Annotated in this window: 20 protein-coding genes; 16 read left to right on the top strand and 4 right to left on the bottom strand. The window is 47.7% G+C overall.

The genetic code is table 11. The features are described 5' to 3' along the window. Window position 1 precedes the first annotated feature (1 nt). Genes kdpB through L5M38_RS06180 form a run of 5 tightly spaced genes read left to right on the top strand, consistent with a single transcriptional unit; the run spans window position 2 to window position 6821 of the window. Window positions 2-2020 carry a potassium-transporting ATPase subunit KdpB gene (gene kdpB, locus L5M38_RS06200; protein WP_131525163.1) on the top strand — a complete coding sequence of 673 codons (2019 nt, stop codon included), beginning with the start codon at window positions 2-4 and terminating at the stop codon, window positions 2018-2020. A gap of 9 nt (window positions 2021-2029) precedes the next feature. Continuing rightward, window positions 2030-2629 (top strand): potassium-transporting ATPase subunit KdpC, encoded by a 600-nt coding sequence (gene kdpC / locus L5M38_RS06195; protein ID WP_168824074.1) that lies wholly within the window; start codon window positions 2030-2032, stop codon window positions 2627-2629. A gap of 34 nt (window positions 2630-2663) precedes the next feature. After that, window positions 2664-3425 (top strand): TorF family putative porin, encoded by a 762-nt coding sequence (locus L5M38_RS06190; protein ID WP_263166409.1) that lies wholly within the window; start codon window positions 2664-2666, stop codon window positions 3423-3425. Between the two features lie 2 nt (window positions 3426-3427). Further along, complete coding sequence (locus L5M38_RS06185; RefSeq protein ID WP_263166406.1) at window positions 3428-6088, top strand: sensor histidine kinase; 2661 nt, start codon at window positions 3428-3430, stop codon at window positions 6086-6088. A gap of 49 nt (window positions 6089-6137) precedes the next feature. Continuing rightward, a complete protein-coding gene (locus L5M38_RS06180) occupies window positions 6138-6821 on the top strand; it encodes a response regulator (protein ID WP_028760150.1) in 684 nt (227 codons plus the stop codon). 171 nt (window positions 6822-6992) lie between these two features. On the opposite strand, the gene L5M38_RS06175 is transcribed toward L5M38_RS06180, so the two are convergent. After that, window positions 6993-7172: a hypothetical protein gene (locus L5M38_RS06175; protein ID WP_113939545.1), complete on the bottom strand. Its 180-nt coding sequence runs from the start codon at window positions 7170-7172 to the stop codon at window positions 6993-6995. Between the two features lie 215 nt (window positions 7173-7387). Between L5M38_RS06175 and L5M38_RS06170 the strand changes: the two genes are divergently transcribed. From L5M38_RS06170 to L5M38_RS06135, 8 genes are all read left to right on the top strand, one after another. After that, window positions 7388-7804, top strand: a complete 417-nt coding sequence (locus L5M38_RS06170) for a CBS domain-containing protein (protein ID WP_006081403.1) — start codon at window positions 7388-7390, stop codon at window positions 7802-7804. 122 nt (window positions 7805-7926) lie between these two features. Next, complete coding sequence (gene hrpA / locus L5M38_RS06165) at window positions 7927-11802, top strand: ATP-dependent RNA helicase HrpA (protein ID WP_411569030.1); 3876 nt, start codon at window positions 7927-7929, stop codon at window positions 11800-11802. Window positions 11803-12407: 605 nt separating this feature from the next. Next, window positions 12408-12566 (top strand): nitrate reductase, encoded by a 159-nt coding sequence (locus tag L5M38_RS06160; RefSeq protein ID WP_028760147.1) that lies wholly within the window; start codon window positions 12408-12410, stop codon window positions 12564-12566. Window positions 12567-12609: 43 nt separating this feature from the next. Beyond that, window positions 12610-12867, top strand: a complete 258-nt coding sequence (locus tag L5M38_RS06155) for a chaperone NapD (RefSeq protein ID WP_028760146.1) — start codon at window positions 12610-12612, stop codon at window positions 12865-12867. A gap of 2 nt (window positions 12868-12869) precedes the next feature. Continuing rightward, on the top strand, window positions 12870-15359 hold the full coding sequence (gene napA / locus L5M38_RS06150; protein WP_263166573.1) for a nitrate reductase catalytic subunit NapA: 2490 nt from the start codon (window positions 12870-12872) through the stop codon (window positions 15357-15359). Between the two features lie 10 nt (window positions 15360-15369). Beyond that, complete coding sequence (locus L5M38_RS06145) at window positions 15370-15855, top strand: nitrate reductase cytochrome c-type subunit (protein ID WP_028760144.1); 486 nt, start codon at window positions 15370-15372, stop codon at window positions 15853-15855. Window positions 15856-15863: 8 nt separating this feature from the next. Further along, window positions 15864-16451: a cytochrome c3 family protein gene (locus L5M38_RS06140; RefSeq protein ID WP_028760143.1), complete on the top strand. Its 588-nt coding sequence runs from the start codon at window positions 15864-15866 to the stop codon at window positions 16449-16451. 188 nt (window positions 16452-16639) lie between these two features. Then, window positions 16640-17029 carry a DUF1801 domain-containing protein gene (locus L5M38_RS06135; RefSeq protein ID WP_263178580.1) on the top strand — a complete coding sequence of 130 codons (390 nt, stop codon included), beginning with the start codon at window positions 16640-16642 and terminating at the stop codon, window positions 17027-17029. 124 nt (window positions 17030-17153) lie between these two features. Here the strand turns inward: L5M38_RS06135 and asnS are convergent, their stop codons facing one another. Then, complete coding sequence (gene asnS / locus L5M38_RS06130; RefSeq protein WP_263166398.1) at window positions 17154-18554, bottom strand: asparagine--tRNA ligase; 1401 nt, start codon at window positions 18552-18554, stop codon at window positions 17154-17156. Window positions 18555-18704: 150 nt separating this feature from the next. On the opposite strand from asnS, the gene L5M38_RS06125 reads away from it, so the two are divergent. Further along, window positions 18705-19040 (top strand): hypothetical protein, encoded by a 336-nt coding sequence (locus L5M38_RS06125; RefSeq protein WP_263166396.1) that lies wholly within the window; start codon window positions 18705-18707, stop codon window positions 19038-19040. A 43-nt stretch (window positions 19041-19083) separates the two neighbouring features. Here the strand turns inward: L5M38_RS06125 and L5M38_RS06120 are convergent, their stop codons facing one another. Continuing rightward, window positions 19084-19671, bottom strand: a complete 588-nt coding sequence (locus tag L5M38_RS06120; protein WP_219233693.1) for a CoA pyrophosphatase — start codon at window positions 19669-19671, stop codon at window positions 19084-19086. Window positions 19672-19702: 31 nt separating this feature from the next. Continuing rightward, complete coding sequence (pabB, locus tag L5M38_RS06115; RefSeq protein WP_263178579.1) at window positions 19703-21115, bottom strand: aminodeoxychorismate synthase component I; 1413 nt, start codon at window positions 21113-21115, stop codon at window positions 19703-19705. A 119-nt stretch (window positions 21116-21234) separates the two neighbouring features. Here pabB and L5M38_RS06110 point away from each other — a divergent pair, with 119 nt between their 5' ends. Further along, window positions 21235-22779 carry a fumarate hydratase gene (locus L5M38_RS06110; RefSeq protein ID WP_113939706.1) on the top strand — a complete coding sequence of 515 codons (1545 nt, stop codon included), beginning with the start codon at window positions 21235-21237 and terminating at the stop codon, window positions 22777-22779. Window positions 22780-23096: 317 nt separating this feature from the next. After that, entirely contained in the window at window positions 23097-25148 is a 2052-nt protein-coding gene (locus L5M38_RS06105) for an alpha/beta hydrolase family protein (protein WP_113939551.1), read from the top strand. The last annotated feature ends 55 nt before the right edge of the window (window positions 25149-25203 follow it).

Below are 25203 nucleotides of genomic sequence, written 5' to 3'. Positions count from 1 at the left end.
CATGCATAAACCTGCTCAAATATTAGATAGCGCCGGCGTGAAGCAAGCTGCCTTTGGTGCTGTAAAGAAAATGTCCTTAGTGAGTATGGCTGGTAACCCTGTGATGTTCGTAGTGATGGTCGGCGCTTTACTTGCCGCTTTGATCACAGGACAAAAGTTCTTCAATGGCGAGACTGTTGGTTTTGAGCTAGCCACGACCCTTATTCTTTTGCTTACCGTGTGGTTTTCTAACTTTGCGGAATCCGTGGCAGAGGCAAGGGGGCGCGGACAAGCTGCTAGCTTAAAGTCGGCGAAAGAGGCCTTGCAGGCTCGGCGCATACGCCACGGTGAGTTGGAATCAGTATCCGCAACTTTGCTTGTCAAAGGCGATAAGGTGAAGGTTTTACAGGGTGATTATATTCCTGCCGATGGTGAAATCATCGAAGGGATAGCCACTATCAATGAATCGGCGATTACCGGTGAATCTGCGGCTGTGCTGCGTGAAGCGGGCACAGATCATTCCGGTGTGATTGGCGGCACTAAGGTACTTACGGGTGAAATTACTGTGCTGGTTGCTAACGATCCTGGGAATAGCTTCTTAGATCGCATGATTGGGCTGGTCGAAGGGGCGAAGCGTCAGAAAACACCGAACGAAACGGCGTTGACTGTGCTACTTGCATCATTGACTGCGGTTTTCCTGATCGTGGTGGTGACTTTGCCACCCATGGCGGGTTTCGTCGGTGCAAGCCTTGATTACACTATGTTAATTGCGCTGTTAGTGTGTTTAATCCCAACGACAATTGGTGGCTTGTTACCCGCTATTGGTATTGCAGGCATGAACCGCGCCTTAGCCGCCAATGTGGTCGCTAAATCGGGTAAAGCCGTGGAAGTTGCGGGGGATATCGATACGTTACTGCTGGATAAAACTGGCACTATCACTTTCGGTGATCGTCAAGCGACCGCATTTTTACCCGTGAAAGGCATTGCAGCTGAGATGTTGCGTGATGCGGCGGTGCTTTCTTCCCTCGATGACCCCACCCCTGAAGGGAAATCTGTACTCAAATTGGCCATAGATTTGGGCGCGGTATTGCCCGTCAAACCTACGGATGCAACTTTTATCCCATTTACGCCGGAGACTCGGGTTTCTGGGGTGATTTTAACCGATGGTATTCAAGGCATTAAAGGCGCTGGCGATGCGATGCAGTTTTGGGCGCAGCAGCATCAAATTCACTGGCCTGAATCTGTTAACGCGCTTATCCGCAAAGTGGCTTTGCAGGGGGGGACTCCCTTAGTCGTCGCCAGTGGCACGCACATTTTAGGGGTTATAGCCTTAAGTGACGTGATTAAGCCAGGCGTTGCGGAGCGGTTTGCCCGTTTAAGAGCGCTCGGTGTACGGACCATCATGGTGACAGGGGATAATCCGCTAACGGCTGGCGTGATTGCCGCCGAAGCTGGGGTTGATGATTTTGTCGCTGAAGCTAAACCTGAGGATAAACTTGCCCTTATTCGCGCAGAGCAGGCCAAAGGTCGATTAGTGGCTATGGTGGGGGATGGTACTAACGATGCGCCGGCATTAGCGCAGGCCGATGTAGGTCTTGCGATGAACTCAGGTACCCAAGCCGCTAAAGAAGCTGGCAATATGGTGGACTTGGATTCAGATCCCACTAAATTACTGGCTATCGTTGAAGTCGGAAAACAATTGCTGATCACCCGCGGCGCCTTGACTACATTTTCCCTCTCTAATGATGTGGCTAAATATTTTGCCATTATTCCAGCGGTATTTGCGGGGGCTTTGCCTGCGATTGGTGCACTGGATCTGATGCAGCTTCACAGCCCAACCTCAGCCGTACTCGCAGCACTCGTATTTAACGCTCTTATCATTCCCGCCTTAATTCCATTGGCATTAAAAGGCATCAAGCTCAGACCCATAAGTGCCGAAAAATTACTGCGAAATAACATGCTGATTTATGGCTTAGGTGGGGTGATTTTACCCTTTGTCGGCATTAAAGCACTCGACTCAATCATTGCACTTATGCTCTAGGAGACAGTAATGAATTCAATCGTATATACCACTAAAACCCAGCATGCCGTTATGGGATTGAGAGCCAGTCTCGCCCTGTTATTTGTGTGTGGCGTTGTCTATACCGGCACTGTGACTCAGCTCGGTGGCGCTTTATTTCCCGTACAAGCTAAGGGCAGTGTGATCCACAGGGATAATGTCGCTATGGGGTCTGAGTTCATCGCTCAGCCCTTTGTTAATCCGGCCTATTTTTTTAGTCGGCCGAGCGCTGTCGGTTACGATCCTATGGCGACAGGTGGTAGTAATCTTGCGCCGAGTAACCCGGCGTTACGTGAACGTGTGATGGCAACAAGCCAAGAAATCCAAGCCAGAGAATCTGTTCAGGCCGCTGATATTCCAGTGGATTTACTCGCCACATCGGGGGCGGGACTGGATCCTCATATTTCACCCGCAGCAGCCAAACTGCAAGTCGCGCGCGTGGCTCAGGCTCGACAGTTAGCCGAACCACAAGTGTTGACCTTAGTGGCGCAATTTATCGAACCACCGCAGTGGGGCATTTTTGGGCAAGCGCGCGTCAATGTGCTCAAGCTCAACCTCGCTCTCGACCAGATTGCTAAACACGCTCAATAAAACAATATTCTACTGAATTTAAGGATAAATTTTTATGTTACCGATTAAGTCTGCTCCTTGTTCACGCCTCTGTGCGGGTGTGATGATGGCATTATCTTCACTCTCTATGGGCGCGCTTGCCAGCACTGAGACTCATGGGGGCAATGCCTCTTGGCAGAGCCAAGGGAGTGTGATGCTCATCAGTGATTATGCGTTTCGCGGTATTTCTCAAACTGATGAAGGACCTGCAGTTCAAGCAGGGTATACCCTAAGCCATGATTCTGGCTGGTATGGCTCGCTTTGGGGCAGTAACATCGAATTTGGGGATGGAAGTTTAGAACTCGACTTGTCCGCTGGCTGGGCTAAAGATTGGGATAATGGCTTAACAACGGACCTAGGCGTGATACGTTACCAATACTCTCAGGACGATACCGACCTGAGTTATAACGAAATTTATGCTGTGGTAAGCTACGCCGATGCTAAGTTAGGGCTGGTTTATTCTCCTGATTATTTTGGCGAGAATGTGGACGATTTTCAGTATGTTTATGCGAGTTATGAGCCGCAACTGTTCTCTAATGTAAGTCTAGTACTGCATCTTGGGAGCAATTTTTTTGCTTCTCAGCAAGATATGGCACTGTTTTTAGGTTCTATGGCCGCAAGCAATAGCCACTATTTAGATTGGCGAGTTGGGCTGAACCTCAATATGACTGAGCAGGATGTGTTGAGTGTCGGTTATGTCGATACGGATTTATCGCAGAGTCAGTGCCAGTCCCTGTGTGATGCGCGCTGGATAGTGAGTCTTTCAAGGAGTTTCTAATCGTGGTACCAATCAGTCAAACACAGCAAGCCAATGCGCTCTTAAGTCAGATACAGCAAAATGATAAAGGTAAACTGACGGTTTTTCTTGGGGCGGCACCAGGCGTGGGCAAGACCTATGCAATGCTAAGTGCGGCAAGGGAAATGGCCCAGCAAGGTATCGATTTGCTGGTTGGACTGGTGGAAACCCATGGGCGTGCCGATACCGAGGCCATGGTAGCGGGTTTTGAGGTATTGGCACGTAAACCCATTGATTATCATCATAATCGTTTAACGGAATTCGATCTGGATGCGGCGCTGCTTCGTCGGCCTAAGCTTATCTTAGTCGATGAGTTGGCCCACACGAATGTCCCCGGTAGTCGTCATAAACGGCGCTATCAAGACGTCGCAGAATTATTGGCTGCGGGCATTGATGTCTATACCACAGTCAATATCCAACATTTGGTCAGTTTGAATGATCTGGTTTTGCAAATTACTCAAGTGCGGGTACGGGAAACCGTCCCCGATCGCTTCCTTGATGAAGCCCATGAAATTATATTTGTCGATTTACCGCCATCAACACTCATCGAACGCTTACAGCAAGGCAAAGTTTATCTGCCAGAGTATGCTCGCTCGGCTTTAGATGCTTTTTTTTCGGTCTCGAATTTGACTGCACTGCGCGAATTAGCAATGAAAAAAGTCATAGAGCGAGTCGATGCAAAACTGATTTGTGAACTCGATGCCAAAGCACAGGGAACAGATTTTGTTCTCAAAGACAGATTGTTGGTTTTAGTGAGTAACAGCAGTGATCATCAGTATTTGATCCGTATAGGTCGGCAGATTGCCGAGCGGCGGCAAATTCCTTGGTTAGTGCTTTGGGTCGATACCGGCAAAGCGCTGGGCCTTTATCAGCGGAAAAGGCTAAATGAGGCCTTTGCCTTAGCGAAGGAACTTGGCGCGCAGACTGAAGTATTACGCGACACAAGCAGTTATCAGGCCATTTTACCTTACATAGCCCTGCATCGAATTAACACAGTATTAGTCGGCGCGGGTGTGAAACGCACCTATCCTTGGTGGCGTAAAAGGCTGTATCAGCGCTTGATTGAGTCTGGTTTACCTGTTGAGGTGAGTGTCTATCACGCACCCGAAAACCAAATGCAAGTACGAGATCCCATTACGCCTAAAGCCAGTTTTGGTGATCTTCGAGGCCATATTCTTGGGTTGATTGGCGTGGTGGTTATTTTTCCGCTGGTGGCATTTTTAGATACTTGGCTCAGTAATGGCAATCTGGTGTTGTTATATGTTTTCTTGATTGTCAGCATTGGTTTAACCTATGGCGCTAGGCCTGCCATGGCAACTGCGGTGTGGTCTTTTTTCAGCTTTAATTTTTTTCTTACTGATCCCAAATTTACTATGAATGTAAATAGTCAGGATGATATTGCCACTTTAATCTTTTTGATGTGTATAGGGCTTATCAGTGGCCCTGCGGCATCTCGGATCCGAAATCAGTTTATTTTACTGCGTGAGTCAAATCGTTATGCTGAAACCTTAAAAGATGTTGCCCAAGAATTATCGGTCGCCGATGATGAAAAAGCCCTTTGGCAAACGATAGGGCGCAAGATTGCTGGTTCAGTGAATGCCGATTGTTATATTGTTTTGCAGCGTAAAGACGGTCAGCGATCCTATTTACCGCTGCTGAATACGCCATTTAACGACCTTGATTTAGCCGCAATCGATTGGACCTTGCGCCATGGGCAAGCTGCGGGGCGTTTGAGCGATACCTTGAGCGCATCGGGTGTGAGTGTGTTCCCCATTGAACTTGAAGGTACGACAATTGGCGCGGCGATTTTAGATTGGCAACCCACAGTCAACGAACTCAGTCCGTTTGATAGAGAGCTTATTCTGGCCATGTTACAGCAAGGCGCTAATACATGGCGGCGTATTCAGTTAGTGTCAGATCTTGAATCAGCACGGGTGAAAACAGAAATTGAGCAGTTACGTTCCGCATTATTATCGTCAGTGTCTCACGATCTAAAATCACCACTCTCAGCCATGATGGGGGCGGCGGAGAGCTTAAAACTATTGAACAAACAATTGCTAGAGGCCGACCGTAACGAGCTACTTGATACTATTTTGCAAGAAAGCCGTCGCTTGGACAGCTATATCCAAAATCTACTCGATATGACACGCCTGGGTCATGGCACTTTGAGCATAGAGCGTGATTGGGTTTCGGCAGATGACATTATTGGCAGCGTACTTGGCAGGCTTAAACGCTATTTCCCTAATGCAATCGTTGAATATCACAGAGAAAAAGAACCCCCACTCCTCTTTGTGCATGCGGCGCTGATCGAACAAGGACTATTTAACATTCTTGAAAATGCTGTTCGATTTTCACCACCAGAAGAGCCTATTAGTATTGAATTATCCATCTCAAATCATCGCTGTTGTATTGCAATAGAAGACAGAGGGCCGGGGATCCCTGCAAGTCATAGGGATCAAATTTTCGATATGTTTTATGTGGTTGCCGATGGCGATCAGAAAAAACAGAATACAGGTATGGGGCTGGCTATTTGTAAAGGCATGATAGCTGCACACGGCGGTAGTGTTCGCGTTACCGATTGCCTACAGGGGCAAGGCACTCGTTTTGAAGTTGAATTGCCGTTAGACTATCCCGTTCCTGGCTAATCATTTTTAGCCAAAATATCCTTAATAAACCACAGAATGGACTAGAGACGTGGCAATAAAAATCGTGGTTATCGATGATGAGACCCAAATACGCCGCATGCTGCGGATTGCACTCACCAGTGAGGGCTATGACGTTACCGAAGCTGAAAATGGTCAGCAAGGGCTCGCAGCTGTCGCTCGACAGCAACCTGAATTAGTTATTTTGGATTTAGGCTTGCCGGATATGGAAGGTCATCAAGTGCTACAGGAGTTACGGGGATGGTCCGATGTTGCTGTGATTGTATTGTCGGTTCGCAATCAAGATAAAGAAAAAGTCGCAGCATTAGATGCAGGCGCGCAGGATTATGTGACCAAACCCTTTAGTGTGGAAGAGTTACTGGCAAGGGTGCGGGCGATTTTAAGGGACCATATCAAACCTGAAAAATTACCCATATTAGATGATGGCAAGTTGCAGATTGATTTAAGTCGCAGGCTGGTTAAAGTTGATCATCAAATTGTCGAACTTACACCCAAGGAATACGCAGTATTGTCTAAATTGGCGTCGTCACCTAACTGCGTTGTCACTCAGACTCAGTTGCTCAAAGAAATTTGGGGGCCCGCTCATACAGAAGACACACATTATCTACGAATTGTGGTCAGTCACTTAAGGCAAAAATTAGGCGACTCCCCGAGTGAACCTCAGTATGTGCGGACTGAGCCCGGTGTGGGTTATCGCTTTTATATCGACTTATAGCTTGTATCAATAGCGAATTAAAACGCGTTGGAATGACAAGTAACATGATCACCGAAGACTGATGGTATTATCTGCCGCCATTGAAGCTCAATCGGATACTTGCCTGATTTCAGTTTGTAGTGTTCGCTTCAGTTAACTCTAAGTCGCTATTTCTGGCAGCCTTTGTTGACGCTATTTTTGTCCTGTTAGCTCTTGTTGACATTGGATTATACCAATCGTATTAAATATCTGTTCATTCAGCGGGAGTTCAACGCGCTTTAGACAAGGCGAAGGCATGAAGGCATAGTGGTGCTCTGTCGACAGCCTTAAACGCAGTATAAAGCGCGTTGAAACCCGCCCTTCGGGAGCCACACAGGCATCCCACTCCCGTGTTGCATAGACTTAAAAGGGAATAACCATTTCTGCGTCAATGCGCCTTGGATTGAGATGCCTGTGAGGCTCTGAACTGATTAGATATTTAATGTGATTGGTATTATGCACTAGATAAGCCCAATCGATATAAATCGCACATTCTTGCCGATATTTTGACTAGACTACAAACGTAGGGTTAATTCGAGGGAAAGACTATGGACTTAATTAAAATCCGCGACCATATGGATCGCCAGCCCGTGTTGCTGCGCGCTAATATGTCGCTCGCGACTGCGGTCGAAAAGCTGTTAGATAATAATAAAATGGGCGCAGCAGTGGTTGATGATGCGGGCGATTTGGTGGGCTTTTTATCCCAGCAGGATTGTTTGGCTGTGATGATCAAAAGTAGCTATCACTGTGATATGACCTCAGTGGTGAAGGATTGCATGCGAACTGAAGTGCTGTTCGTTGGGCCAGATGACAGTATTTTGCAGCTCGCCGAACAAATGCTAGGGCCTAAACCTAAAGTGTATCCAGTGGTTGAACATGGCAAAGTAATTGGCACGATTAATCGCACCAATGTGCTCAAAGCCATGAATATCTATATGCAACAATGTTATCTGTCACCGGTTTAATCTAAGTCGAGCCAGTGCGAAACTGACACGCCATATACTGAGTGCAGAGTAAATTAGCAATACCATTACGCCACTTTCCTTGCTAGGATCGCCGTTTTTGATGCTAGCAATGGAATTTGGATTTGAACTCAGACAAACATCCGCTATCGAACGCCTTTCTTAATCTTTGTTATCAGAGCGACGCGTCGCGGATCCGTCGTCGTTTATTTAAGCTCAATAAAGAAGCCGACTCAGATAAAAAGACCCAAGTCTTAGCTCAGCTGAGCGAGCAAGCGCAGGCGGCGTTTGAGAAGGTTGAGCAGCGCCGTAACGCTCGGCCTAAAATCCACTATCCTGAAAACCTGCCCGTTTCCTTGATGCGCGATGATATTGCACGCGCGATTGCGGGCAATCAAGTGGTGATCATCGCTGGTGAAACGGGCTCGGGTAAAACGACCCAGTTACCTAAAATATGTTTGGAATTAGGCCTAGGTTGCCGTGGCATGATAGGCCACACCCAGCCACGACGTTTAGCAGCCCGCAGTGTGGCGAGCCGAGTCGCCGAAGAATTACAAAGTCCGCTCGGTGAAGTGGTTGGCTTTAAAGTGCGTTTTGCCGATGCGCTTAAGAGTGACTCTTATATCAAGTTGATGACCGACGGTATTTTACTGGCGGAATTAACCTCCGATCGCAATCTCGATCAATACGATACCATCATCATAGATGAGGCCCACGAGCGCAGCCTCAACATCGATTTTATTCTGGGCTACCTCAAACAAATTCTCAAAAGACGCCCCGATCTCAAAGTTATTATCACGTCGGCGACCATAGACGTTGAGCGTTTTTCTAAGCATTTTAATAATGCGCCTATTATCGAAGTGTCGGGCCGTACCTTTCCGGTCGAAACCCGTTACCGACCCTTAGTGCAAGATAGCGATGCCGATTTAGATCAAATCGAAGGCATTTTTGCCGCCGTCGATGAGCTGGTGGCCGAAGGGCTGGGTGACATTCTGATCTTTATGAACGGCGAGCGGGAAATTCGCGATACGGCCGAACAATTAAGTCGGCGTAATTACCGCGATACCGAAATTTTGCCGCTGTACGCGCGTTTATCTTACGGTGAGCAGTCTAAAGTCTTCAGTAGTCACAGAGGTCGGCGGATTGTATTAGCGACCAACGTGGCGGAAACCTCGCTGACTGTGCCGGGCATTCGCTACGTTATCGACCCAGGTACGGCGCGTATCAGCCGCTATAGCTATCGGACTAAGGTGCAACGCTTACCGATTGAACCTATCTCGCAGGCGAGCGCCAATCAGCGTCAAGGCCGTTGTGGACGTGTAGGGCCGGGTATCTGTATTCGTTTGTACGATGAGGCGGATTTTAATAATCGTCCGGCCTTTACCGATCCTGAAATCTTGCGCACTAACTTGGCTTCGGTCATTTTGCAAATGCTGGCCATCGGCCTAGGTGATATCGCCGGTTTCCCCTTTATCGAGCCACCCGATCCACGCCATATCCGCGATGGTTTCCTGTTGCTCGAAGAATTACAAGCGGTTGAGAGCAAACACGGCAAGCTAGTGCTGACGCCACTTGGGCGCAACTTGGCGCAAATTCCTGTGGATCCGCGTTTGGCGCGTATGGTGGTCGAGAGTCAGCAGTTAGGTTGTTTAAACGAAGTGCTAGTGATTGCCGCGGGCTTGTCGATTCAAGATCCCCGCGAGCGTCCGATGGAGAAGAAGCAAGCCAGTGATGAAGCCCATCGCCGTTTTGCCGATCCCAGTTCCGATTTCGTCAGTTGGATAAACCTGTGGCAGCACTTAAAAGATCAACAAAAAGAGTTATCTGCTAGTCAGTTTCGTAAAAAGTGCCGCGATGAATATTTAGCCTATTTGCGCGTGCGCGAGTGGCAGGATTTATACGCCCAGCTTAAGCAAGCCGTGCACGATTTAAAGTGGCGCTTAAACGATACACCAGCCAATTACGACAGCTTGCACCGCGCGCTCTTATCGGGCTTATTGAGCCATGTGGGTTTTAAAGATAACAATAACGAGTACTTAGGTGCCCGTAATCGTAAGTTTTTTGTATTCCCTGGTTCGCCACTGGCCAAAAAAGGCCCTAAGTGGATCATGGCCGCTGAGCTTACCGAAACCTCACGCTTATTTGCTCGCTGCTGCGCCAAAATCGAACCCGAATGGCTAGAGCCCTTAGCGGCGCATTTGATCAAGAAAAGCTATGTGGAGCCCCATTTTGAGGCAAAACCTGGCAGCGTTATCGCCCTTGAGAATCAAGTGCTCTACGGTTTGACGGTTGTGCACCGTCGTAAAGTGCAATACGGCCCCATCGATCCTGTTGAAGCGCGTGAGATTTTTATCCGCAGCGCTTTGGCAGAAGGGCAGTTACAGACCCAAGAAGCGTTTTTTGTCGCTAACCAAAAGCTGCTCGAAGACATTGAATCACTCGAACATAAATCCCGTCGCCGCGATATTTTGGTGGACGAGCAAGTGTTAGTGGATTTTTACGAGCCGCGGATCCCTGAAGGGATTTACAACGCGCAGCTGTTTTTTGGCTGGTGGAAGAAGGCCAAGCGCGAGCAACCGGATTTACTCGATTTCAGCAAAGCACTGTTAATGCAGCGCAATGCCGACCATATCTCGACCTTGGATTTCCCCGATACGTGGCACAAGGGCAATTTGCGCCTACAGCTAAGTTATCACTTTGAACCCGCGGCGGCGGATGACGGCGTGTCGGTTCACATTCCGGTGGCGCTGCTTAATCAAATCGACGATAGCGATTTTGATTGGCTAGTGGCAGGGCTAAGGGAAGAAAAGTGCATCGCTCTGATCAAATCTTTGCCTAAGAGTTTACGACGTAACTTTGTGCCCGCGCCTGACTATGCCCGCGCTTGTGTGCAGGCCATGGTGCCTTTTAGTGCCAGTTTGCTTGAGGCCATGTGCAAGCAATTATTGCGCATGAGTGGCACGCGTATATCGCCGGAAGATTTTGATTTAACGCAACTGCCCGCGCATTTGCAGATGAACTTTAAAATCGAAGACGATAAACACAACTTAGTCGCCGAAGGTCGGGTGCTCGATACCTTAAAAGCCGAGTTGCAGGGCGTGGTGGCGAAAGCCATTCGTCAGGTGGCGGATAAAGGTATAGAGCAAGAAGCGTTAACTGAGTGGTCCTTCGGCGATTTACCCAAGCAATATCAGCAGCAAAAAGGCAATTATCAAGTGCGGGCGTTTCCGGCGCTGATCGATAAAAAAGACAGTGTTGCGATCAAATTATTTGATGACGAATTTGAAGCCTTAGATGCCCATCGCCAAGGTCTGCGACGCTTATTGCTGCTAAACATTCCATCACCGGTGAAACACTTACAGCAAGCTTTGCCGAATAAGGCGAAATTGGCGATGTATTTCAATCCCTTCGGTCAAGTGCAAATCTTGATTGATGACATTATTGCCGCCGCTGTGCAGCAATTGTTGGATGAAAAAGCCCTCGATGTGCGTAATCAAACCCAATTTGAGCAGGCAAAGGACTGGGTTCGCCAAGAACTCAACCCGACCGCAGAGCAAATTGCCCTGAAGGTTGAGCAGATTTTGACCTTATACCAGAGCATTAAAAAGCGTCTCAAGGGCAAAATTAGCTTAGATATCGCTTTTGCTATGAGTGATATTCAAAGCCAATTAGACAAATTAGTTTTTAAAGGGTTTGTTGAATCCTGCGGTTGGAATCGTTTAGTCGATGTGGCGCGTTACTTAAAAGCGATTGAAATCCGTGTCGAGAAGTTGCCTGTCGATCCGACTCGTGACCGTTTGCATATGCAGAGCATTAACAAGGTGCAGGAAGCATTGAATGCACAATTGGCGAAAGTGCCACGATCGCAGCCGACACCGCCCGCGTTAATTGAAGCGCGCTGGATGATTGAAGAGTATCGTGTTTCCTGTTTTGCGCAGGTGTTAGGCACGGCTTATCCGATATCGGAAAAACGCATTTTGAATCATATCCAACAGGTTTAATGGACTGATGTAAAGGTTGAACTGAGCGCCTTTGTCCGATTAATGTAACAATAACGCGATCAAAAAATGACTAAATAAACCGAGAAAACTAACTATTTTCTCGGTTTTTTATTTTCCCTATGCTTACTCTGCTCACGCGATATACCTCCAGTGATGCGCCATGAAATGAGCGCTTTTTCTGGGTGGCAGCGATGCTTTTATGCCGAATATCTTTCTTTTGGGATCAAGTCGTTATCTCGCATGTTTTAACACCTTTCTATTGCCTACTCCTTTATGAATACTCAGGTTTTTTTGGCGGTTTTTCTGTTGTTTTCTTGCAGTGATTTATCTATTTCAGTCGCTTATTAATCATAAAATCAATTCAATCATCTAACTTGTAATTGCAAAAAACGTTTAAAAACTGAGATCTGACGAATACTCACATCAAATTGATGATCTGGATCAAGCATCATCCGCTTTACCAATTTGGAGGTATACATTTTGTTAACAACTAAAAGGTATGATCGCTTCGTGATCCAAAGATGCAATAGATATACATTAAACCTGCCGCTGGCGATTTTTTGCAGCGCATTCAAAGTGGCAGGAACACACCTCTTGGAGGATGCATGAGTGCTAGCACCGCAGAAGAAAAATCCTTAGAACTGAAAATCTTTATCTTTTTAACCGTGTTTCTCGCACCGTTATTGTCCGTACTACTGGTCAGTGGTCTGGGCTTTGCTATTTGGTTCAGCCAAATTTTGACGGGTCCACCGGGCGCTGGTTAAACGTAACATCATCAAATAGTTAAAAATAAGAGTGGAATGTCGGATGAGCAAAGAACTCCATATCACCAGTTTAGTGGTGCAGGTCTTACCGCAGAAAATGGCAGATGTTAGACAACAGATAATGACCATTGAAAATGCCGAACTTTCCGTCAACAACGAAGTGAAATTGGTCGTCGTGATCGAAGGCGAGACGCAACGCGCCTTGATGGACAGTATCGAAGCGATCAATGCCATTCCGGGCGTGTTATCAGCCACTATGGTTTACCACCAGAGTGAAGTGCTCGAAGAGGGTGAAGAATGAATATGAACAGACGTGACTTTATTAAGGCCAATGCGGTGATTGCCGCGGCAGGCGCCGCTGGTTTAGCCTTGCCCGCTGGCGCAAGCAACTTAATTACCAGCTCAGAACAAACCAAATTAGAGTGGAATAAAGCCCCTTGCCGTTTTTGCGGCACGGGCTGCTCCGTGATTGTCGCAACTCGCGACGGCAAAGTGGTTGCCACCCATGGCGATGCCAACAGTGAAGTGAACCGTGGGCTCAACTGTATCAAGGGCTATTTCCTGTCGAAAATCATGTATGGCAGCGATCGCTTAACCACGCCTATGCTGCGGATGACAGATGGCAAATACGACAAGCACGGTGAGTTTTCGCCCATCAGTTGGGACAGTGCCTTTGACATCATGGCGCAAAAATGGAAAGAGACCATTAAAGCCAAGGGCCCAACCGCTGTGGGCATGTTTGGCTCGGGCCAATGGACAGTGTGGGAAGGTTATGCTGCCGTTAAGCTGATGAAAGCGGGTTTTGGCTCGAATAATATCGATCCGAATGCGCGTCACTGTATGGCGTCAGCTGTGGTCGGGTTTATGCGCACCTTCGGTATCGACGAACCTATGGGTTGCTATGACGATATGGAAGCCGCCGATGCCTTTGTCCTTTGGGGCTCGAATATGGCGGAGATGCACCCGATCCTCTGGAGTCGAGTGACAGACAGACGTCTCAGTGCCAGCCATGTAAAAGTGGCCGTGTTGTCGACTTTTGAACACAGATCCTTCGATTTGGCCGACTTGCCGATCGTGTTCACCCCGCAAACCGATTTAGCCATTTTGAACTACATAGCTAACTACATCATTCAGAATGATAAAGTGAACTGGGACTTCGTGAAGAAACACGTTAACTTCCGTCAGGGCACAACAGATATTGGTTATGGTTTACGTCCGACACATCCCCTTGAGAAAAAAGCGAAAAATGTTAAAACGGCGGGGGATTCAACCCCAATTGATTTTGAGACCTTTAAAGCCTTCGTGGCGGATTATAGCGTCGAAAAAGTCAGTAAGTTGTCGGGCGTGCCCGAGGATAAACTGATTGCGCTGGCCAAGCTGTATGCCGATCCCGATATCAAAGTGACCTCATTTTGGACCATGGGTTTTAACCAACATACCCGAGGTGTGTGGTGTAACAACCTGATTTATAACATTCATCTCTTGATGGGTAAAATTTCAACCCCAGGTAACAGTCCATTCTCTTTGACGGGTCAACCATCAGCCTGTGGCACGGCCCGTGAAGTAGGGACGTTTTCCCATCGCTTACCCGCCGATATGGTCGTGACCAATCCTGAACACAGAAAGCATGCCGAAGACATTTGGAAGATCCCAAGCGGCATTATTCCACCTAAACCCGGTTATCACGCCGTTGAGCAAAACCGTCGTCTAAAAGATGGCGACTTGAATTGTTACTGGGTGCAAGTGAACAACAATATGCAGGCGGGCCCAAACATCAATGAAGAAGGTTTACCGGGTTACCGTAACCCTGCCAACTTTATCGTGGTGTCCGATGCCTATCCGACGGTGACGACTCAAGCTGCCGATTTGATTTTGCCCACTGCTATGTGGGTGGAAAAAGAGGGCGCCTACGGTAACGCCGAGCGTCGCACTCAGTTCTGGCATCAAATGGTACAGGCACCGGGTGAGTCCCATTCGGATCTGTGGCAGTTGATGGAATTTGCAAAACGTTTCACCACAGATGAAGTGTGGCCAAAGGACGTATTAGCCGCCAATCCAGAGTTCAAAGGCAAAACGCTTTTCGAAGTCCTATATCAAAATGGCCATGTCGATAAGTTTCCGCTTGCGGATGCCGATCCTAAGTATTTGAACGATGAGGCTAAACATTTTGGCTTCTATGTCCAAAAAGGCTTATTCGAGGAATATGCGACCTTTGGCCGCGGCCATGGCCACGATCTCGCCCCATTTGATGTTTACCATGAGGCTCATGGTCTACGTTGGCCTGTGGTCGATGGTAAAGAAACTAAGTGGCGCTTCCGTGAAGGCACAGATCCTTATGTTAAGGCGGGTAAGGGCTTTGAGTTTTACGGTCATCCCGATGGTCGTGCGGTGATTTTCGCGCTGCCCTATGAACCTGCCGCAGAAGCGCCCGATGAAGAATATGATATCTGGTTGTCGACGGGTCGAGTGTTGGAACACTGGCATTCGGGTTCTATGACCCAACGTGTGCCTGAGTTATATCGTGCTTTCCCCGATGCCGTATGTTTTATGCACCCCGAAGATGCGAAGAAACGCGGTCTGCGCCGTGGCGATGAAATTCGCGTGGTGTCCCGTCGCGGTGAAATTAAGACCCGAGTCGAAACCCGTGGCCGCAATAAACCGCCCGTGGGTTTAGTGTTCGTGCCTTGGTTTGATGCTAGCCAGCTCATTAATAAAGTCACTTTAGATGCGACAGATCCCTTGTCAAAACAAACTGACTTTAAAAAGTGTGCGGTGAAGATCGTCAAGGTTTAAGGAGAACACGATGAAAACCCTAAAATTAGTCTCAGCGATCGGTTTATTGGTATTTGGCTCATTCATCATGACAAGTGTGTCTGCCGCCAGTATACCCGAAGATAAAATTGATACCCTGCGCCAAGCGCCTATCAATGTCGAGCCTACGCCACCTGCGATGCAAAGTGTGCGTAATACCGATGTGAAGGAAGTGCGCAGCTATCCCATGCAACCACCGGTGATCCCACACAAGATCGACGGCTATCAGCTTGATCTTAAAGTGAACAAGTGTATGGCTTGCCATGCTCGTAGCCGCATTGGGGATTCGCAAGCGCCTATGGTCAGCGTCACGCATTTTATGGACAGGGACAATAACTTCTTAGCCGAGTTATCGCCGCGCCGCTATTTCTGCACTCAGTGTCATGTGCCGCAGTTAGATGCCAAGTTACTGGTCGAAAACGACTTTGTGGATATGGAACATCTGATCAAAGCCAACACTGAGCAGAAAAAACACTAGGAGTTAGCATGTTAGATAAACTGAAAAAAATCTGGCAGGTACTCAATCGTCCGAGTGTGCATTACAGTTTAGGTTTTTTGACCTTAGGTGGTTTTGTGGCTGGGGTGATTTTCTGGGGCGGGTTTAACACTGCCCTAGAAGTGACCAACCAAGAAGCTTTCTGTATTGGTTGCCATGAGATGGAAAATAACGTCTATCAAGAGCTACAGACGACGATTCATTTCACTAACCGCAGTGGCGTGCGGGCGACGTGTCCTGATTGCCACGTACCGCATAACTGGACCGATAAAATTGCCCGTAAGATGCAGGCATCTAAGGAAGTGTGGGGTAAGGTTTTTGGGACGATTAATACCCGTGAGAAGTTTGAAGATAAGCGTCGTGAACTGGCAGAACATGAGTGGGCAAGGTTAAAGGCCAATGATTCGCTCGAGTGTCGTAACTGCCATAACTTCACTTACATGGACTTTACTCGCCAATCACCCAGAGCGGCGCAGATGCACTCAACATCACTGGCAAGCGGCGAAAAGACCTGTATCGACTGCCACAAGGGGATTGCTCATCATCTCCCTGATATGGCCGGTGTGAAGGGGTTTTAATCTAGGGCACAGTGTTAATCCGTGTGACTTAGCCTTGCTAAGTTGGACAACTCCAGCAAAAGGCCAAGCGTACTCCACGCTTGGCCTTTTTATTTGCACGTCACTATTCTATTTCTTGGGGATGCTTCAATAGGGTGTTATTCAGTCCGATTAGCGCGCTACAATCGCGCTGGGATAGTCTTGCTTGTATGAGAGGTAAAGAGATCATGATGGAAGATCAGCCGCAACTTGAAAAACTGTTAGAAGATATTTTATGTATCAGCCCGAGTCTGTTTGAAATAGTGCAGGGGGTGAGGCAGGAGGTCAAAACCGCCGCTACCACATCGTCGCGGGCCATTACTGAAGCCGTTAAGTACGGCGGTATACTCTTTAGCACCAAAGCCAGTTTTGGTGGTGTGTTTGCCTATAAACAGCATGTTTCATTGGAGTTTAGCTTAGGCGCGAATCTTAGCGATCCACATCAGGTACTTGAAGGCAGTGGCAAATTTCGTCGTCATATTAAGTTGGTGTCAATCGATGATATTGCTGCCAAGCGAGTCGCGGAATATATTGCGCAGGCGTTGAGTCTGGCGGATTAATGGTTTTTTGCCGCATGATGTGACTAAAACGGACGAACAAAAAAGGAGCCGAATATTCAGCTCCTTTCGTTTTGCTAAGGCTTAATAGAGATGTCTTAGCTATGCAGTCCCAAGTTAAGGGAGATTAGAAGTTCGCAGTGCGCGGTGCACGTGGGAAAGGAATAACATCACGAATGTTGTTTACGCCTGTCACGTAAGACACTAAACGCTCAAACCCTAGACCAAAACCTGCATGTGGCACTGTGCCATAACGGCGCATATCACGGTACCACCAGTAATCTTCTTGGTTCAGTTCCATTTCGTCTAGACGCATATCTAGCACGTCTAAACGCTCTTCACGTTGAGAGCCACCGATGATCTCACCAATACCTGGGGCTAACACGTCCATCGCGGCAACGGTTTTACCGTCATCGTTTAAGCGCATGTAGAAGGCCTTGATATCTTTTGGATAGTTCTTCACTACCACAGGGGCTTTGAAGTGTTCTTCGGCTAAGTAACGCTCATGCTCAGAAGATAAATCGATACCCCAAGACACAGGGAACTCGAAGGTTCTGCCACAGTTTTGCAGAATTTCAACCGCATCAGTGTAATCCACTTGAGCAAAATCGCTTGAAACGAAAGATTGCAGACGGTCGATCACAGTCTTATCAACGTGTTGGGCGAAGAAGGTTAAATCGTCCATACGCTCAGTCAATACGGCATTGAATGCGTATTTCAACATAGCTTCGGCAAGGCCTGCGATGTCGTTTAAGTTAGCGAAGGCGACTTCAGGCTCAACCATCCAGAATTCCGCTAAGTGGCGGCTAGTGTTTGAGTTTTCAGCACGGAAAGTCGGGCCAAAGGTATACACTTTTGACAGTGCACAGGCGTAGGTTTCAGCATTCAACTGACCTGATACGGTCAGGAAAGCTTCTTTACCGAAGAAATCTTTATCGTAATCGACTTTACCTGCTTCAGTACGCGGCAGGTTTTCCATATCTAAGGTCGATACGCGGAACATCTCACCGGCGCCTTCGCAATCTGATGCTGTGATAAGTGGGGTCGATACCCAAATAAAGCCTTCTTCGTGGTAGAAGCGGTGAATCGCTTGGGATAGACAGTTACGTACGCGAGCAACGGCACCAATAATGTTAGTACGTGGGCGTAAGTGCGCTAATTCGCGTAAATGTTCAATTGAATGACGCTTAGCGGCCATTGGGTAAGTGTCTGGATCATCAACCCAGCCAGCGACTTCAAGTTCAGTCACTTGCAGCTCAAATGCTTGGCCTGCACCAGGAGATTCCACCACGTCGCCTGTCATCACAACAGAACAACCCGCAGTCAGCTTTAACACTTCGTTGTCGTAATTATCTAAGCTATTGGGCACGACACCTTGGATAGGATTAAAGCAAGAGCCGTCGTAAACAGCTAAAAAAGAGATGCCGGCTTTAGAGTCACGACGGGTTCTGACCCAGCCACGCACTGTGACTTTAGAACCGACGGCGTGCTCACCTTTAAATACAGATGCGACAGATGCAATGCTCATTGTTGCTTAATTCTCCAACGAAACGTTTTATATGAAAATTTTGGAGGTTTATATTACCTTGCTGGTGGCTTTTCTCAAGCTGAAAAAGGTATCCTGAGGTTAATAATATCGATATTGAGCGATATAGTGAGTTAAACGGCGGGAGGCGGTATGAGCAAGACTAGAATATTTCAAATTATCCTTGCGGCCTTATCCATTTTAGGCTGGGCAATTGCCGTCTATGCGCTATTAGTGTTTGGTGACGCGAGACCCGATCGCGAAGTTGGCGATTATTTAACCCGTGGTGCGACATTTAGAGTCCATTGGGATCCACATGAAACCCAATTATTGCAGTATTTGATTTGGGTTTGTGGCGGTATTAGTTTGGTCAGTTTAGCGTTTAACTATTATGTCGCCCACCACAGTCGTATGGGTTATTGGTTTAATATTCCCATGTTGCTGTTAACCTCTATTGTCGCCGGTTTGTATATCCATTTGGTGGTTTAAGCTAGCCTGTTGGCTTGTGGCGGTTTAGTAATGGCAAGTGAAGTCAGAGGATATCGGCAGGAATGCTTAATTGGCGGCACAGATGGTCGATAATCGCGGCAGTCGCACCCCAGATAAACCGTTGTTGATAGGGAATAAAATGCACGCTGTAATAGCGCCCTTGGCGTAAAAAGCGTTTTTGGTGGCGATTATTCGGTTCAATAAAAAAGCTTAATGGCACGGTAAAGCAATCGGCTACCTCACCGGGATCGAGTTTTAAATCAAATGCCTGCTTGATAATGCCTATCACAGGAGTGATTTCAAACCCTGTGAAGGTATTATGGGCTGGAAACGTGCCCACCACGTCGACGTTATGCCTTGATAGTCCAATTTCCTCTTCTGCTTCCCTTAACGCGGCCGCAATCGCATCAATATCATAGGGCTCAATTTTACCGCCGGGGAAACTGATCTGCCCCGGATGGGCGCGCAGATGCATAGGTCTTTGGGTTAAAATTAGATTCAGCTCACCGTTAATCTCCAGCAGTGGGATCAACACCGCGGCTTTGCGCAGTCCAAGGTGAGGGAAGGCCGCCGGATCTTGCCGCGCTAACGGGTGCAGATTAAATCTGAGTCTAAATTCCGCTTGATCCATCGACGTTCTCGTGACTGTTTAGTATTAAAGCTTACGGCTTTTGTGACGCAGCGCCAAGCAAAGGTAAAATACGGCTGACCTTATCAAAGGTTTCTTGGTACTCGGCATCCACTTCAGAATCCGCCACTATGCCGCCGCCAGCCCAGCAATAGAGTTTGCCCTGTTCTGCCACAATAGTGCGAATGGTGATACTGGTATCCATTTGACCGTCTTGGCTGATATAACCCATAGATCCACAATAAAGGCTGCGCCGTGAAGGTTCGAGCTCTTCAATAATTTCCATGGCGCGAATTTTCGGTGCGCCGGTAATTGAGCCGCCGGGAAACGCTGCACGCAGCAAATCACTCGCCGTGAATCGGCTATCAAGCTTGGCAGTCACCGTACTGACTAAGTGATGCACCGCAGGAAAACTTTCAATCTCAAATAGATGCGGTACACGTACTGAGCCTGCTGCCGCCACTTTGCCGATATCATTACGCAGTAAATCGACAATCATGACATTTTCGGCGCGATCCTTTGGTGAGTTTGCCAGTGTATTGGCGGCTTTCACATCCAATGCGGGATCGGTATGACGCGGCAGTGTGCCTTTGATAGGTTTGGTTTGAATATCGTCACCGCGAAGCTGAATAAAGCGCTCGGGTGAAATCGACAAAATCGTGTTTTGCGGCAGACGCATAAAGGCCGAGAAGGGCGCTTTATTGGCATTGCGCAGTTGGCTATAGGCCGACCACTCATCGCCTTGATAATGGGCTTCGAATCTTTGGGTTAAATTTATTTGATAGCAATCACCGCTGTGCAAATAGGCTTGAACTGCTGCAAATTTGGCCGTATATTGAGCTTTGTCTATTTGTGCTGCCCATGGGCTAGTGAGCATGAATGCGGCGGAATTTGGCTTTTTAGTGATTTTATCTTGAATTTTATTCAACTCAATGTCGAGTGCCGCTTCACCTAAATAGTGCAATAAATACCAACACTGGGCTTGGTAATCAAAAACTAACGCCCAGTCGTAAAAGCCGATGTTCATCTCTGGCAGTTGTATATCTTGCTTGGCCGTTATCGGCAGTGATTCAATTCTGCGGCCTAAATCGTAGCTAAAACTGCCCATTGCGCCACCACTAAAGGGCAAATCACAATCAAAAGATTTTGAATACCAATGGGTTAATAAAGTGTTGAGTAACTCGAAGGGATCACGGTTTGGGTCTATTGCCTCGGGTAAGCTCAAGCTCGTATCGATGAGCTTTATATAGCTACGCTCGCCCTGAGTCACTAACGTTGCGATAGGATTGGCGCAAATGATGTCGAATCTGGCGTCTTGATGCGGCGCGTTCGCCGAATCTAACAGAATTGCCCAAGTGTCATTTGCAAAGTGTTCGAACAGTGCTGCGGTACTTAATGTCCAGTCAAGTTGGCGTGATGCAAGCTGTTTTGACGCCCTAATTGCCATCGATTAACCCTATTCAAAATGTGATGTAGCCCAAAAAGATGTGAAAGAGTATCATATTGGCCCAGAAAGAATTAAACAAAAACAAGTTAGGCCGCAAAGGCTGCTGGAGCGCTCCTACTATGTCATCTCACCATAAAATGTCTGAAACTTCTGTGATTAAACAAGCCGACTTTATTGAAAGTGTGGCGGATGCTTTGCAATACATTTCTTATTACCACCCGAAGGATTTTGTTGATGCCATGAGCCAAGCTTATGAGCGTGAACAAAGTGCGGCGGCGAAGGATGCGATTGCCCAGATCTTAATTAACTCGCGTATGTCGGCCGAAGGTAAGCGTCCTCTGTGTCAAGACACTGGGATTGTGACCACTTTCGTGAAAGTGGGTATGGGTGTCCAATGGGACAAAACCGATATGACGATTCAGGAAATGGTCGACGAAGGTGTTCGTCGTGCCTATACCAATCCTGATAACCCACTGCGCGCATCAATAGTGTCAGATCCTGCGGGCAGCCGTAAAAATACCAAAGATAACACCCCATCTGTGGTGCATATCGACATGGTGCCTGGCAACCACATCGAAGTGGCGATTGCAGCCAAAGGCGGCGGCAGTGAAAACAAAGCTAAGATGGTGATGTTAAACCCATCTGACGATATCGCTGCATGGGTAGAAAAAACGCTACCGACTATGGGGGCGGGCTGGTGTCCACCGGGTATGCTGGGTATAGGCATCGGCGGCACGGCGGAAAAAGCGGCCGTATTAGCCAAAGAAGCACTGATGGAAAGTGTAGATATCCATGAGTTGATGGCCCGTGGCGCGCAAACGACCGAAGAAAAGCTGCGTTTAGACATTTTTGAGCGCGCGAACAACTTAGGTATAGGTGCACAAGGTCTTGGCGGTTTAACCACAGTATTAGACGTTAAAATCAAATCGGCGCCTACCCACGCGGCGTCAAAGCCTGTGGTGATGATCCCGAACTGCGCGGCCACACGCCACGTACATTTCCATTTAGACGGTTCAGGTCCTGCGGAATTAACGCCGCCATCATTGGCCGATTGGCCAGAAATTACCCGTGAAGTGGGTGATGATGTGCGCCGCGTTAACTTAGATACTGTCACTCAAGCGGATATCGAGCAGTGGCAGAGCGGTGAAACCATTCTGCTGAGCGGTAAAATGCTCACAGGTCGCGATGCTGCCCATAAGCGCATTCAAAGCCTGATTGAAAGCGGTGAAGGTCTGCCAGAAGGCGTGGACTTTACCGGTAAGTTTATTTACTACGTTGGCCCAGTTGATCCAGTGGGTACTGAAGTTGTCGGCCCTGCGGGCCCAACCACAGCAACTCGTATGGATAAATTCACTGACTTAATGTTAGAGAAAACTGGCTTGATGGGCATGATAGGTAAAGCTGAGCGCGGCCCTGCGACAGTTGAATCGATCAAAAAACACAAAGCGGTATATCTGATGGCCGTTGGCGGCGCTGCGTATTTAGTGTCTAAAGCGATTAAACATTCTCGCGTCGTGGCCTTTGCTGATTTGGGCATGGAAGCGATTTACGAGTTTGATGTGCAAGATATGCCAGTGACTGTGGCTGTGGATTCACATGGTGTGAACGCCCATGAAACTGGCCCAGCAATTTGGAAAGTGAATATTGCTAACGCGAAAGCGTAAAGGTTGGGATGCAGCGGATTGAACTTGATGGCTTTTTAAGCAAAACAGCTTAAGTTTGAGTTCTGATATCTGTTCTTGAGGTAAAACGTTGCGCCACTGACATTTTGTCACAAAAAAATACGCTCAGGTTCGCCATTTGGCTTGCCTGAGCGTTTTTGTTTCGATAGTGTGGCAAGCTTATCTTCGAAAGATACGATCTCAGATCGTTTTTTAACATTCGTGCGGTTGCAACTCAGTAGAACTATTGCAATTTCAGTAGAACCCTTGCAATGATTGGCGCAACTATCGAACCAGTTTAACCAAAAACGGACATAACAATGAAAATAGCTCCTCTCCTATTGGCGCTCGGCGCTGCAGGACTGGCGTTATCAGCCCAAGCGGCCGATCCAACGCCTTTTACTGTGCAACAACTCATTAAACTCAATAAGATGCACTCTGCGACTGTGTCCCACGATGGCACTAAATTAGTTTATGGTCTTAAAACGGTAAACGATAAAGGAGAGGCCAGCTCGGATCTGTATCTATTAGATTTGATAGACACGAAGGCGAAACCACTGCAATTGACCTCTGCCACGGGCACAGAGCACGATGTGAGCTTCGCCAATGACGACAAGTCGATTTATTTCCTTGCTAGTCGCAGTGGTTCAAGCCAGTTATTTCAACTGCCATTAACGGGCGGTGAAGCGGTACAAGTTTCTGATTTACCTTTGGATATTGATGGCTATAAATTATCAAACGACGGTAAACAAGTTGTACTCAGCATGCGGGTATTCCCCGAGTGTAAGGACTTAGCTTGCTCAAAGGATAAATTTACCGCCGAAGCTGAGCGTAAATCGACTGGCCGTGAATACAAGCAGTTAATGGTTCGCCATTGGGATACGTGGGAAGACCACGCCCGTAACCATTTATTTGTTGGTGCGGTAAACGGTGAGAAACTCACTAAAGTAGTGGATGTGACTCAAGGTTTAGATACTGAAACGCCGCCAAAACCTTTCTCGGGTATGGAAGAAGTGACCTTCACCCCAGACGGTAAGTTTGTGGTTTATAGCGCGAAAGCCCCCAGCAAAGATCAAGCTTGGACCACTAACTATGATTTGTGGCAAGTGCCCGTCACTGGCGGCACCGCAACTAACTTAACTAAAGACAATCTTGCATGGGATGCGCAACCAACATTTTCGAGCGATGGTCGTTACATGGCCTATTTAGCGATGAAAAAACCGGGTTTTGAAGCAGATCGCTACGGCATTATGCTGCGCGATACTAGCACAGGCCAAACCAAAGAAGTGGCGCCATTATGGGATCGCAGCCCAAGCTCACTGATGTTTGCTCCTGACAATCGTACCTTGTATGTGACGGCACAAGACTTAGGTCAAGTCTCTATTTTCCAAGTGAATACCCAATTTGGCGATGTGCGTTCTGTCTACAGTGATGGTACGAACAGTTTAATTGCGGTCACTAACGAACAACTGATTTTCGATAGCAAAACCTTAGTTGAACCGGGCGATCTCTATAGCATTACGACTGAAGGTGAAGGGCTTAAACGTCTAACCGAAGTGAATAAAGACAAATTGGCCGAGATCAAGTTTGGTAAGTTTGAACAGTTCAGCTTTAAAGGTTGGAATAACGAAGACGTTTACGGTTACTGGATCAAACCGGCGAATTTCCAAGAAGGGAAAAAATACCCAATTGCCTATCTCGTTCACGGTGGGCCGCAAGGTTCATTTGGTAATGCCTTCAGTGGTCGTTGGAATGCCCAATTATGGGCGGGTGCGGGTTATGGCGTCGTCATGGTGGATTTCCACGGCTCTACCGGTTACGGCCAAGCCTTTACTGATTCAATCAGCCAAGATTGGGGTGGTAAGCCATTAGAAGATCTGCAAAAAGGCCTAGCAGCGGTGAGCCAGCAACAAAAATGGCTCGATCCGCAAAACACCTGTGCGCTCGGAGGTTCTTACGGCGGCTACATGATGAACTGGATCCAAGGTAACTGGAACGACGGTTTCAAGTGCTTAGTTAACCACGCGGGTCTGTTCGATATGCGTTCTATGTATTACGTGACCGAAGAAGTGTGGTTCGCAGAGCATGAGTTTGGTGGCACTTATTCAGATAACAAAGCGTTATATGAGAAGTTTAACCCAGTGAATTATGTTGAAAACTGGAAAACACCCATGCTGGTTATCCACGGTGAGAAGGACTTCCGCGTCCCTTATGGTCAAGGTTTAGCGGCATTCAGTTTTATGCAGCGCAAAGGGATCCCATCTGAGTTATTGATTTTCCCTGATGAAAACCATTGGATCTTAAAACCTGAAAACTTAGAGCAATGGTATGCTAATGTCTTCGGTTGGATGGATCGCTGGACTAAGCAATAACGACCAGTGCGTTTATGGGCTTTGCAGCGACGAAAGCCCATAGAAGCAAGGCTCG

The organism is Shewanella sp. SM101 (assembly GCF_025654465.1).
Taxonomy (GTDB): Bacteria; Pseudomonadota; Gammaproteobacteria; order Enterobacterales; family Shewanellaceae; genus Shewanella; species Shewanella oncorhynchi.
This window is presented reverse-complemented; position numbering and strand designations above follow the sequence as displayed.